The organism is Streptomyces sp. NPDC058045, assembly GCF_042885635.1.
Classification (GTDB): domain Bacteria; phylum Actinomycetota; class Actinomycetes; order Streptomycetales; family Streptomycetaceae; genus Streptomyces.
In genome coordinates this window covers 18341-29855 of the sequence record NZ_JBHVRR010000019.1, presented here as the reverse complement: position 1 = coordinate 29855, position 11515 = coordinate 18341, and the positions used below count along the sequence as shown (strand labels likewise).

8 protein-coding genes are annotated in these 11515 nt (G+C 73.5%); 1 reads left to right on the top strand and 7 read right to left on the bottom strand.

Annotated elements, in window-relative coordinates:
* Positions 1-206: 206 nt before the first annotated feature.
* Positions 207-1235, bottom strand: a complete 1029-nt coding sequence (locus tag ACFVST_RS14320; protein ID WP_390150652.1) for an LLM class flavin-dependent oxidoreductase — start codon at positions 1233-1235, stop codon at positions 207-209.
* Positions 1236-1531: 296 nt separating this feature from the next.
* Here ACFVST_RS14320 and ACFVST_RS14315 point away from each other — a divergent pair, with 296 nt between their 5' ends.
* Positions 1532-1891 carry an ATP/GTP-binding protein gene (locus tag ACFVST_RS14315; protein WP_390150468.1) on the top strand — a complete coding sequence of 120 codons (360 nt, stop codon included), beginning with the start codon at positions 1532-1534 and terminating at the stop codon, positions 1889-1891.
* Between the two features lie 45 nt (positions 1892-1936).
* Here ACFVST_RS14315 and ACFVST_RS14310 read toward each other — a convergent pair whose 3' ends face one another.
* The 6 genes from ACFVST_RS14310 to scy form a co-directional block, all read right to left on the bottom strand.
* A complete protein-coding gene (locus tag ACFVST_RS14310; protein WP_390150651.1) occupies positions 1937-2782 on the bottom strand; it encodes an ABC transporter permease subunit in 846 nt (281 codons plus the stop codon).
* A gap of 164 nt (positions 2783-2946) precedes the next feature.
* Positions 2947-4125 carry an ABC transporter ATP-binding protein gene (locus ACFVST_RS14305; protein WP_390150465.1) on the bottom strand — a complete coding sequence of 393 codons (1179 nt, stop codon included), beginning with the start codon at positions 4123-4125 and terminating at the stop codon, positions 2947-2949.
* 118 nt (positions 4126-4243) lie between these two features.
* Positions 4244-5014: an ABC transporter permease gene (locus ACFVST_RS14300; RefSeq protein ID WP_390150462.1), complete on the bottom strand. Its 771-nt coding sequence runs from the start codon at positions 5012-5014 to the stop codon at positions 4244-4246.
* Between the two features lie 3 nt (positions 5015-5017).
* Positions 5018-6040, bottom strand: coding sequence for an ATP-binding cassette domain-containing protein (locus ACFVST_RS14295; protein ID WP_390150459.1), 1023 nt, complete (start codon positions 6038-6040; stop codon positions 5018-5020).
* Between the two features lie 165 nt (positions 6041-6205).
* Entirely contained in the window at positions 6206-7141 is a 936-nt protein-coding gene (locus tag ACFVST_RS14290; protein ID WP_390150456.1) for a cellulose-binding protein, read from the bottom strand.
* A 286-nt stretch (positions 7142-7427) separates the two neighbouring features.
* On the bottom strand, positions 7428-11297 hold the full coding sequence (gene scy / locus ACFVST_RS14285) for a polarized growth protein Scy (RefSeq protein ID WP_390150453.1): 3870 nt from the start codon (positions 11295-11297) through the stop codon (positions 7428-7430).
* Between the last annotated feature and the right edge of the window lie 218 nt (positions 11298-11515).

The following is an 11515-nucleotide window of genomic DNA, read 5'->3' as shown; positions in this document are numbered from 1 at the left end:
CTGTTGTGGCGTGGCTGCGTACGCGGGCGGGGTGGGCGGGCGACCCCCCCGCCCGGGTGGGTCGGCGCCGCCGCCCCGGGCGCCCCCCACCTCTTCGCCCGCCCCAACTCCCGTCCCCGGGGGCTGTTTTCGGACATGCCGGGAATGGGGTGGGCGAGACTCGGACGGATCTGACGGGCCGTCGGATACGCGTTCGGAGGCCGTGGTCACCGCAACTGCGGCAGCACCTCGGCGCCCAGCCGCCGGATGTTCTCCTCGGTGCCGCGCAGATCGCCCGACCCCTCGGTGAGCAGCGCGAACCGCCGGATACCGGTACGCTCCGCGGTCGCCGCCAGCCGGTCCGCACACCGTCGCGGACTGCCCACCGGATGCAGCCCGCAGAGGAGTTCGGTGTACGCGACCGGGTCCCGCATCCCGCGCGGGCGGCCGTCCACCGAGACATGGGCGGCGAGGCCCTTCCGCAGCCAGCCCGGCATCGCCTTGAGCAGCGTCTCGGCCGCCTCCGCGTCCCGGTCCGCCAACTGCGCCACCCCCGCCGACACATGAGGGGCGCACGCGATCTCCTCCGCGCCCCGGCCCGCCGCTCGCGCCGCCGAACGCCACAGTGCGACCATCCCCGCCTTCTCCTCGTCCCCGCAGTGCATCCCGAGCAGCATCGGCAGCCCCCGCTCCGCCGCCAGCCGTACGCTCCGCGGCGAGGTGCACGCCACCACCACCTCCGGGCCCGGCACCTCCCGCACCGCCTCCCCCGGCCGCGGCACCACCGCCACCTCGCGGAACGTGAACCGCCCGCCGCCGCCCGCCACCCGCGGCTCCCGCAGCCACCGCAGCAGCAGGTCGAGCGAGTCCGGGAAGCCCCGCTCATAGGCGTCGAGACCGGTGCCGAAGACCTCCAGATCGACCCAGGGCCCGCCGCGGCCCACGCCCAGCGAGAACCGCCCGCCGGAGGTGAGATGCAGCAGCGCGGCCTGCTCGCCGAGCGCCACCGGGTGCACCGTGGGCAGCACACTCACCGCGGTCCCCACCCGGATGCGTTCGGTCCGCCCCAGCAGCAGCGCCGCCAGCGTCACCGCCGAAGGACAGGTCCCGTACGGCACGAAGTGGTGCTCGGCGAGCCACACCGTGTCCAGGCCCGCCCGGTCGGACACCTCCGCACTGCGCACCGCCCGGTGCAGCGCCTCCCCGTGCCCCTGCCCGGGGAACTGCGCGGCCAGTACGAAGCTGCCCACCCGCACCGCCCCCGTGCCCTGTGTCGCAGCGGTCTGCGTCATCGCACTCTGCCTCCCAGGGGCCGACGCGGCACACCCTCTACGCAACAACGCACGACACCTGCCGAAGGCACGGCCTGCCCCGCCGAGGCGGATGCCCGCGCCCAACTCGCGCCCGGCGCACGCCCGTTGAGCGCCCCCGTAGGTCTCGGTGGCCGCCCCGGCGGTGTCGTCCGGAACCGACCGGTTCGGCCCGGTGCGGGACACCCGGCGCGTACCCTGGAGGCGGCCAGCCGTTCCCTTCCTGCCGTGAGGTGTGTGCCGTGTCCCCGCGTCGAAACCGCGCGTCGTCCCGCAGGGCCGCCGGGCGCACCGGGCCCGCGGGCGGTTCCGAGGGATCCGCGGCGGACCGGGAGCGCGGCCGGTACGGCGGATTCCAGCGCACCGAGGACTGGCAGGGCGAGGAGTGGAACGTCCGGCTGGTCGCCGGGGCGAGCGCCGAGGGCAAGCGGTACCGCTGCCCCGGCTGCGACCAGGAGATCCCCTCCGCGGCCCCGCATGTGGTGGCCTGGCCCGACCACGCCGGTGTGGACGAGCGCCGTCACTGGCACAAGTCCTGCTGGAACGCCCGGGACCGCCGCACCTCCCGCGTCCAGCGCTCCCGCAACGCACCGCGCTACTGAGCCCCCGGCGCCGAGGGGAACCGGGGGCTCAGTGGCGGTGTCCGCTCAGACGTCGCGCTGGCTCATGACCGCGTAGGCCGCGCCGAGGCCCGCCACGGCGAGGGCCAGCATGATCCACAGCGGGTCCCAGCCGGTGGGCCCGGAGTTGCTCAGCGTGGACGAGTAGAAGGCGCTCAACTGGTTCGGGATCGAGTACTCCAGCAGGAAGTCCCGGATGGCGTGCATGGAGCGGGCGAACATGAACAGCGCCAGCACCAGCGGCGCCAGCAGCACCCCGACCATCAGCGTGATGCCGCCCGCGGAGTGCCGCAGCAGCGCCCCGACGGCCAGTGCCAGCAGCCCGAAGAGGGCGATATAGAGGCTGACCCCGAGGGTGGCGCGCAGCCATTCGGAGCCGGTCGGGTCGTCCGCGCCGTTGCCGGTGAGCACCGCGGACTGCACCAGGGCCACCAGCGACGTGCAGACCAGTGTCACGGTGAAGGCCACTACGAAGAAGACGATGGCCTTGGCGAGCAGCACCCGGCCGCGGTTGGGGCAGGCGGTCAGGGTGGTGCGGATCATGCCGGTGCCGTACTCGGAGGAGACGGTGAGCACCCCTAGCGAGGTGATGCAGAGGCTGCCCACCAGCACACCGAAGAAGCCGCCGGAGAGCACCGGGGTGTTGTTGGACGCGCCGTCGTTCTCCATCGAGAGCACCCAGGTCACCAGCAGGCCGAGGCCGAGGACGAGGACGACGTACACACCGAGGGTCCACAGGGTGGAGCGCACCGAGCGGATCTTGGTCCACTCGGAGGCGAGGGCGTTCCCGAGGTGGGCATGGGTGGTGGGGATCGGCGAGGTGTACCCCGGCGCCCCGGCCCAGCCACCCCCGACGGCACCCGCGCCCGGCATCGCGAACTGCTGTGCCGCTTGCGGGACTTGGGGTGCCTGTGGGACCGGCTGGGGCGCCTGGTGCGGCGGCTGGGGTGCCGGCGGGGCGGCTTGCTCCCCGGCGGGCTGCCGCGGGGCGTCCGCGGGCTGGGGAGCGCCGGGCGGGGTGGGCGGGGTCGGCGTCGTCACTGCGGGTCCTCGCTGTCGCGCTTCGGCATCTCGGGGGAGGGGGCGGCGGCCGGCATCGGCGCCGCGTAGGGGTTCGGCTGCCCGGCGGGTGCCGCGCCGGGGGCCTGGGTACCCGGCGGCATCGCGAAGGGCTGCCCGCCCTGCTGCGGGGGCGGCGGCGCGTACCAGCCCGGCTGGCCCTGACCGGGGACCGGGGGCTGTTGCGTCGGCGGCTGCCAGTCGGCCGGTGGCACATCCTGGAGCCCGGCCCGCTGATCGTGGGTGGAGCGGTAGTCCACGGCGCCCTGCGTCATCCGCATGTACGCCTCCTCCAGCGAGGCCTGATGCGGGGACAACTCCCACAGCCGCACCTCCGCCCCGTGCGCCAGATCGCTGATCCGCGGCAGCGGCAGGCCCGTCACCCGCAGCGCGCCGTCCGGCTCCGGCAGCACCTGCCCGCCCGCCTCGGTGAGCGCGGCCGAGAGCTTCTCCCGCGCCTCGGGCTCGTCGGCGGGGGTGCGGACCCGGGCGAAGTCCGCGGAGTTGCGCGAGATGAACTCGCTGACGCTCATATCGGCCATCAACTGCCCGCGGCCGATCACGATCAGATGCTCCGCGGTCAGCGCCATCTCGCTCATCAGATGCGAGGAGACGAAGACCGTACGGCCTTCCGCGGCAAGGGACTTCATCAGATTCCGCACCCAGAGGATGCCCTCCGGGTCGAGGCCGTTGACCGGCTCGTCGAAGAGCAGCACCTGCGGGTCGCCGAGGAGCGCCGCGGCGATGCCCAGGCGCTGGCCCATACCGAGGGAGAAGCCCTTGGACCGCTTCCGCGCCACGTCCTGGAGCCCGACCACCCCCAGTACCTCGTCCACCCGGCGGTCCGGGATGCCGGACAACTGCGCCAGGCAGAGCAGATGGCTGCGGGCGGACCGCCCGCCGTGCACCGCTTTCGCGTCGAGCAGCGCGCCCACCTGACGTGGCGCGTTGGGCAGCCGGGCGTACGGGTGGCCGCCGATGGTGACCCGGCCCGCGGTCGGCTGGTCCAGGCCCAGGATCATGCGCATCGTGGTGGACTTGCCCGATCCGTTGGGGCCGAGGAAGCCGGTCACGGTGCCCGGCCGCACCTGGAACGAAAGGTCGTACACGGCCGTCTTGGCGCCGTAGCGCTTGGTCAGGCCGACTGCCTCGATCATGCTCCGCACCCATCGACAGATCTCAGGACGTGGCGCACGCCCCCGTAAGGCTTAGGAGGATAACGGGCTGCTGACGGTTCCGGCCAAAGCCTTCGGTTCCGATCCGGGCTCGGTGCGCTCAGGCGTCCCGGCTGCGGAGGAGGTAGAAGCCGCCCGCGAGGACCGCGAGGACCCAGAGGACCATGATGCCGAGCCCGCCCCACGGGCCGTACGGGGTGTCGTCGTGGAAGGGGCGGACCACCTGCATGATCTTCTGGCCGGCCTGGTCGGGGAGGAAGCGGCCCACCTTCTTGGTGGCGGAGACATTGCCCAGGATGCTGGAGATCAGGAAGAAGAACGGCATCAGGATGCCCAGCGACAGCATGGGACTGCGCAGCATCGCCGCCACCCCCATCGAGAACACCGCGATCAGCGTCATATAGAGCGCCCCGCCGAACACCGCGCGCAGCACCCCCGGATCGCCGATCGACGTCCGGTGGGCGCCCAGCATGGCCTGGCCGAGGAAGAACGCGGCGAAGCTCGTCACCAGGCCCACCAGGAACGCCAGCAGCGTCGCCACCGCGATCTTCGAGCTGAGGAAGGTGCCCCGGCGCGGCACCGCCGCCAGCGAGCTTCGGATCATGCCGGAGCTGTACTCGTTCGACACCACCAGCACCCCGAAGACGATCATCGCGAGCTGACCCAGGCTCATGCCCGCGAAGCTCACATACGTCGGGTCGAAGGCGAGCTTGTCGCCGGTGCTCATCGAGCCGAAGTCGTTCCTGGTCAAGGCGCTGATCAACATACCGAGCGCGACGGTGACCACCACCGCCAGCGACAGCGTCCACACCGTCGACGACACCGACCGGATCTTCGTCCACTCCGATCTGAGGACATTCGCGGAGGCCATCGCTCACCGTTCCTTACGGGGCTGCCAGCCGGCGCCCCAGCCTTCGACGGCACGGCCGGGCGCGGCGGGCACCGCCGCACCGCCCGGCGGCGGCTGCCCGACCGGGCCGCCCGTGCCCGCGTCCGTATGCGCGTGGTACTCCACCGACTCGGCCGTCAGCCGCATGAACGCCTCCTCCAGCGAGGCCTGTTGGGGGCTCAGCTCATGCAGGACGAGCCGGTGCCGGGCCGCCAGCTCGCCCAACTGCTCGGCGCTGCCGCCGTCCACCTCCAGTACCCCGCCGGGCGCCTCGGCGGCCGTGATGCCCGCGCCGTGCAGCACATCGAGCAACTCCTCGCGCTGCGGGGAGCGCAGCCGTACATAGCTGCGGGAGTTCTGCCGGATGAAGTCGGCCATCGAGGTGTCCGCGAGCAGCCGGCCCTGCCCGATCACGATCAGATGCTCCGCGGTCAGCGCCATCTCGCTCATCAGATGCGAGGAGACGAAGACCGTACGGCCTTGCGCGGCAAGGGACTTCATCAGATTGCGGATCCAGTGGATGCCCTCCGGGTCGAGGCCGTTGACCGGCTCGTCGAACATCAGGATCCGCGGATCGCCGAGCAGCGCCGCCGCGATCCCCAGGCGCTGGCTCATACCCAGCGAGAAGCCCTTGGCCTTCTTCTTCGCCACCGCCGTCAGGCCCACCGTGTCCAGCACCTCGCGCACCCGGCGGTCCGGGATGCCGTTGCTCTGCGCCAGGCACAGCAGATGGTTGCGGGCGCTGCGCCCGCCGTGCACGCTCTTCGCCTCCAGCAGCGCACCGATACAGGTGAGCGGGTCGCGCAGCGCCTCGTAGTGCGAGCCGTCGATCCGGACGTCCCCGGCGGTGGGGTGGTCCAGGCCCAGCATCATGCGCATGGTGGTGGACTTGCCCGCGCCGTTCGGACCGAGGAAGCCGGTGACCATGCCGGGCCGTACCGAGAACGACAGATGGTCGACGGCCACCTTCTCGCCGTAGCGCTTGGTGAGTGCCTCCACCTCAATCATGCGCCCACGCTACGACGCCCTCCGCCGTGCTGCCTCCGGAGCGCTCCCGGCCCCGTCCGGGCAGCGCGACGCCCCGCGGTCGCAGGACCGCGGGGCGTTCGTCCGGGTACGGCGGCGGGGGTGCGCCGACCTCACCGGGGGGAGGAGCCTGAGCCTGCTGCGGTGTCAGCGGCTCTGCTGGGCGGGCACGCCGTGCGCGGCACCCTCGTCCTCGGTGGGCGCGCCGGCCGCGGCCACCGCGGCACCGGTGAGCGTCGCCAGCATCTCGCGCACATTGGTGAGCTGCGCGTTGATCGAGTCGCGGCGGTTGGTGAGGGCCGCGAGCTCCCGCTCGGACTCGCTGCGGATGCGGTCCGCCTTGGCGTTGGCGTCGGCCACGATGTCCTCGGCCTGGCGCTGCGCCGTCTCCACCGTCTGCCGGGCCCTGCGCTCCGCGTCGGTACGCAGCTTCTCCGCCTCCAGGCGAAGCTGCTCGGCACGGTGCTCGATCTCCGCGAGCCGCTTCTCCGCCTTGGCCTGACGGGACGCCAGATCCCGCTCGGACTGCTCGCGGCGCTTGGCGAGGTTGGTCTCGAAGTCGGCGGCGGCCTGCGCGGCCTTGGCGCGGGTCTCCTCGAAGAGGGCGTCCGCCTCCTCGCGCTTCGACTGCGCGTCCTTCTGCGCCTCCGCGCGCAGCGCGTTCGCCTCGCCCTTGGCGGTCTCGACGATGCGGACGCCCTCGTCCTCGGCCTTCGACTTGCGGTCCGCGGCGAACTGCTCGGCGTCGTTGCGTACTTGCTGGGCGGCGGACTCGGCCAGTTCGCGGTGCTGCTCGGAAGCCCGGCGGGCCTCCTCGCGCAGGTCCTTCGCCTCCTCCTCGGCGAGGCGGAGGATCTTCTCGACGCGGGCACCGAGTCCGGCGTACGACGGCTCCGCGTCGTTCACCTGGGCCTGCGCGTTCTGGGTTTCGAGGTGGAGCTCCTCAATGCGCTTTTCCAGAGCGGTGATACGTGAGAGGGCGCCGTCACGATCGGAGACGAGCTTGGAAATGCGTTCGTCCACCTGAGCGCGGTCGTACCCACGCCGCACAAGCTCGAAGCCGTAGGGGGAAGTGTCGCTCATGGGGTTCCTGTCGAAAGAGACCGGTGAGGTGATAGGGGGAATCCTAGGATGCCTGGCGGCGTGTCATCGAGCGGATGACGGTTTGATCTGGAGAATGACACCTCTTTTGAGTGGCTAACCGGCGCACCGCTTGCAGTGGCGCCGCGAATCCGGCCTGAATTCGGCCGGATGACGAAATCCGATCCCCCGTACCACCTGCCGCATCCGACGGCAGGACATCTCAACGCCCGTCCGGAGCCTGGCAGTTCTGACCTGATAGGTCCAACTCCGCTTCCTCCGGGTGAGCTTAGCCCTCCGTGTTCTTGCCGCCCGAGCGGGGCGAGCCGACCGAGGCCGCGGCCTTGCCGCCGGACCCCGAACCACCGCCCTGCGCACCCGACTTGCCACCCCCGCCGGGCGATTCAAAGGACAGCGCCTCCAGCACATCCTGTACCCGGGAGATCTCCGCGTTGATGTCCGCGCGGCGGCGCCCCAGCACCTCCAGCTCCCGCTTGCCCTCCTCGACGCTGCGCGCCGCCTCTGCCTTCGCCTCGGTCAGTACGCGCTCCGCCTCCCGGATCAGCTCGGCCTTCTTCTGCTCGGCCTCCTTCAGCAGACCCTCGGCCTTCTTCACCGCCGCGATCCGCACCTTCGACGCCTCCGAGTCGGATTCCGCGACCAGCTTCTCGGCCTGCTTCCGTGCCTCCGCACGCTGCTCCTCGGCCGCCTTCACCAGCGCGTCGCACCGCTCACCGGCGGACTTCATCGTCTCCGCCGACTCCCGGCGGGCCCGCTCGTGCAGTTCCTCGATCTCGCCGGTGACCCGCACCCGCAGCTCCTCGGCCCGCTCCCGGATCGCGGTCGCGTCCCGCCGTGCGCCCACCAGCAGCTCATCGGCGTCCGTACGGGCCTTCTCCACGCGGGACTTGCCCTCCACGGCGGCCTCCGAGACCAGCCGGTCCGCCTCCTTGCGGGCCGCGCCCACCATGGTGTCGGCCTGCGTCTCCGCGTCGGCCGTGGTGCGCTGCGCGGTCTGCTGGGCTTCCTCGGTCAGCTTCTCCGCCTCCGCGACGGCCTCCGCGACCAGCTTGTCCACCTGCTCGGCCGCCTCCGAGCGCCGCTTGTTGGCCTCCGCGCGCGCCCCGTCGAGCAGATGGTCGGCCTCCGCGCGGGCCGCCGCGGTGACGCGCTCCGCCTCCGCGGCCGCCTCCGCCTTGACCCGCTCCGCCTCGGCGCGCACCTGCTCCGCGTGCCGCTGCGCCGAACTCACCGTCTCCGCGGCCTCGTTGCGCAGCCGCTCCGCGTCGCCCGTGGCGTCCGTGATCAGCTTCTCCGCCGTGGCGACGGACTCGGCGCGCACCTGCTCGGCCTGCTCCGCCGTCTCGGCCGCCAGCCGCTCCGCCTCGGCGGTCGCCTCGCCCACCAGCCGGTCGGCCTGCTCGGCCGCCTCGGTACGGATGCGGTTGGCGTCGTCCCGGGCATCGGCCCGGCTGCGCGCCGCGTCCTGCTCGGCCGCCGCGATCGCGTCCGAAGCCTCCGTACGGGTCCGCTGCGCCAGCTCCGCGCTCTCCCGGCGCAGCCGCTCCGCCTCCGCCGTCGCCTCCGAAACGGTGCGCTCCGCAAGGGAGTTGGCGGTCCGTACGGCCTCCTCGGCCTCCTCGCGCAGCCGGCCCGCGTCCGCACCGGCCCGCTCCCGCTCCGCATAGGCGTCGGCCCGGACCCGCTCGGCCTCCTCGCCCGCCTCCGACTTCAGCCGCTCCGCCGCGTGCTCGGCCGCCGCACGCAGGCTGGTGATCTCCTCCTGCGCCTGCTCATGCAGACCGGCCACCGAATCCCGTACCGACTGGGCCTTCTGCTCGGCGGTGGACACCAGCTCGGTGGCGCGGGCCTCGGCCTCCTCGGTCAGCCGCAGCGCCTCCGCCTCGGCCTCCTCGACCCGGCGCCGGGCCGAGGCCAGCAGCTCCTCGCTCTGCTCCCGGGCCCGCTCCCGCTCCTGCCCGGCCTCGGTACGCGCCGACTCCAGCGTCTCCTCGGCGGCCCGGCGGCGGCGCGCCACCTCCTCCTGGGCGGCCGACAGAACCTCCGCGGCCTCCGTGGAAGCCCGCTCCGCCGCGGCCGCGGCCTCCGCGCGGATACGGTCCGCGGCGTCCTGCGCCTCCGACTTGAGCTGCTCCGCCTCCGCGGCCGCCTCCGACCGCAGCCGCACCGCGGTGTTCTCACCCTCGGCACGGGACGCGGAGGCATCTGCCGCGGCCTCCGTACGGAGCTGGTCCGCCTTCGCCTCGGCCTGCTCGCGCAGCGACCTGGCCCGCTCCGCGGCCTCGGTGCGGAGCCGCTCCGCCTCCTCGCCGGCCTCCCGGCGCAGCCGCTCCGCCTCCTCTCGCGCCGCGGTCAGCGCCTCCTCGGCGGCGGCGGCCCGCTCCCGGGCCTCGGTCCGGCGGGCGGTCAGCTCCTCGGCGGCCTCCGCCTCCCGGGCCGTGATCGCCGCCTCCGACTCCTCCCGCCGGCCACGGGCGGCGCTCTCCGCCTCGTTCAGCGCGGCCTCGGCCAGCTCCTCGGCCTCCGACCGGGTCCGCTCGGCCTCGGCCCGGCCGCGCTCCAGGGTCTCCTCGGCCTGCCGCCGCAGTGCGGTGGCCCGCTCGATGGCCTCGGTGCGCGTCTTCTCCGCGTCGCCCTGCGCGGTGGACCGCAGCTCGTCCGCGTCGACCTTCGCCTTCGCCAGCAGCTCCTCGGCGCTCTTGGCGCCCTCCTCGATCTGCTGGACCACCTCCCGCCGCGCCTCGCTGCGGATCCGCTCGCCCTCGGCGACCGCCTCGGCCCGCAACTGCTCGGCCTCGCCGCGCAGCCGGCGCGCCTCCTCCTGGAGCTCGACCGTCTTGGCCCGGTAATCCTTGGTGTCGTCCTTCGCCGCGCCCTTCAACTGCTCGGCGATGTCATGCGCCTCGCCGCGCAGCCGGTCCGCCTCGGCCTCCGCCTCACCGCGGATCCGCTCGGCCTCCTCGACGGCCGCCCGGGTCGTCGCCCGGGCCTCGTCGGCCGCCTTGGTCAGCACGTCGTCGGCGGTGTGCGCCGCCTTCGCCAACTGCGAGGCGGTCTCCTCGGCGGTGACCGTACGGGCCTTCTCCGAGGCCTCCGCGACCAGCGCCTCGGCCTGCGCACGGGCATCGCTGACGAGCTGATCGGCCTCCGCGCGCTTGGCCTCCGCGTCCTTGGTGGCCTCCCCGACCAGCCGCGCCACCTGCTCCTTCGCGGTACGGGTGCGCTGCTCGTTGGTGGACTCCGCGGTCGCCAGCCGCTTCGAGGCGTCCTCCTCGGCCTCGGCGACCAGCTTCTCGGCCCGCGTCCGCGCCTCCCGCAGCGCCGTCTCGGCCTCCGCCATCCGCTGCTCCGCGGACTGCGTCAGCTCGGTGGAGCGGCGGCGGGCCTCCTCGCTCTCGCCCGCGGTGGAACTGCGCAGCCGCTCGGCGTGGTCGGTGGCCTCCCGGGCCTGGTCGGAGGCCGCGGTCAGCAGCCGCTCCGCGTCCGTACGGGCCCGGCGCAGCAGCGCCTCGGCCTCTGCGCGGGCCGCCTCCGCCTCGTCCACCAGCCGCTGCCTGGCCTGCGCGGTGAGCCGCTCGGCCTCGGCACGCGCGGCGGACAGCGCCTGGTCGGCCTCGGTCCGCGACTCGTCCAGCAGCCGCCGCGCCTGCTCCTCGGTACGGGCCCGCAACTGCTCGGCCCAGGCGACGTTCTCGTTGACGTGGGACTCGACCGTGGCGCGGCGCTCCGCCAGCTCCTGGTCGAGCTGCTGGCGCCGGGAGACGGCCTCGGCGTGCAGCTCGGACTGGAGCCTGGACTGCTGCTCGGCGTGCTCCTGGAGGATGCGCTGGGTCTGGGCGCGGGCCTCGCGCAGCTCCCGCTCGGCGTCGGCCCGCACCTGGTCGGCCTGCTGCTGGGCGTTGCGCAGCATCTGCTCGGCCTGGTAGCCGAGGTCGGCGCCGTCGTAGGCGGGCCGGGTGGCCAGGGCTCGGCGCGCCTCGTGCAGCTTGGCGCGCAACACCTCGACCTGGTAGCCGAGGTCCTCGGCGTGCTGGACGGCCTTCTCCCGCTCGGTCCGCAGCCGCTCCATCTCGGCCTCGAACCGGGAGAGGTGATCGACCTCAGCCCGCTCTCGCTCCTGGCGTTCGTAGCCCCGCACCGCGCGGTCCCATCCGTCCCCTGGTCGCAAGTCTCTCCAAACGAGCCCCGCCCATCCGACGAACGAGGCCCCCGGGGGAATGGTGTCAGATCAACGGCGTGGTACGGGGAGTTGCCCCGACGCTCGCCCCCCGAAACCCGGACCCCGGCCGTGACCGCCCACGGCGCGGGCGACCGCCGCCCAGCCTACCCGTCCCGGCCCCAAGGGGTGCTGGACCG

Excerpts from the sequence above, each read along its gene's own strand:
- ACFVST_RS14310 (WP_390150651.1), bottom strand. The coding sequence starts at position 2,782 with ATGCCGGGCGCGGGTGCCGTCGGGGGTGGCTGGGCCGGGGCGCCGGGG.
- ACFVST_RS14290 (WP_390150456.1), bottom strand. The coding sequence starts at position 7,141 with ATGAGCGACACTTCCCCCTACGGCTTCGAGCTTGTGCGGCGTGGGTAC.
- ACFVST_RS14300 (WP_390150462.1), bottom strand. The coding sequence starts at position 5,014 with ATGGCCTCCGCGAATGTCCTCAGATCGGAGTGGACGAAGATCCGGTCG.
- ACFVST_RS14305 (WP_390150465.1), bottom strand. The coding sequence starts at position 4,125 with ATGATCGAGGCAGTCGGCCTGACCAAGCGCTACGGCGCCAAGACGGCC.
- ACFVST_RS14295 (WP_390150459.1), bottom strand. The coding sequence starts at position 6,040 with ATGATTGAGGTGGAGGCACTCACCAAGCGCTACGGCGAGAAGGTGGCC.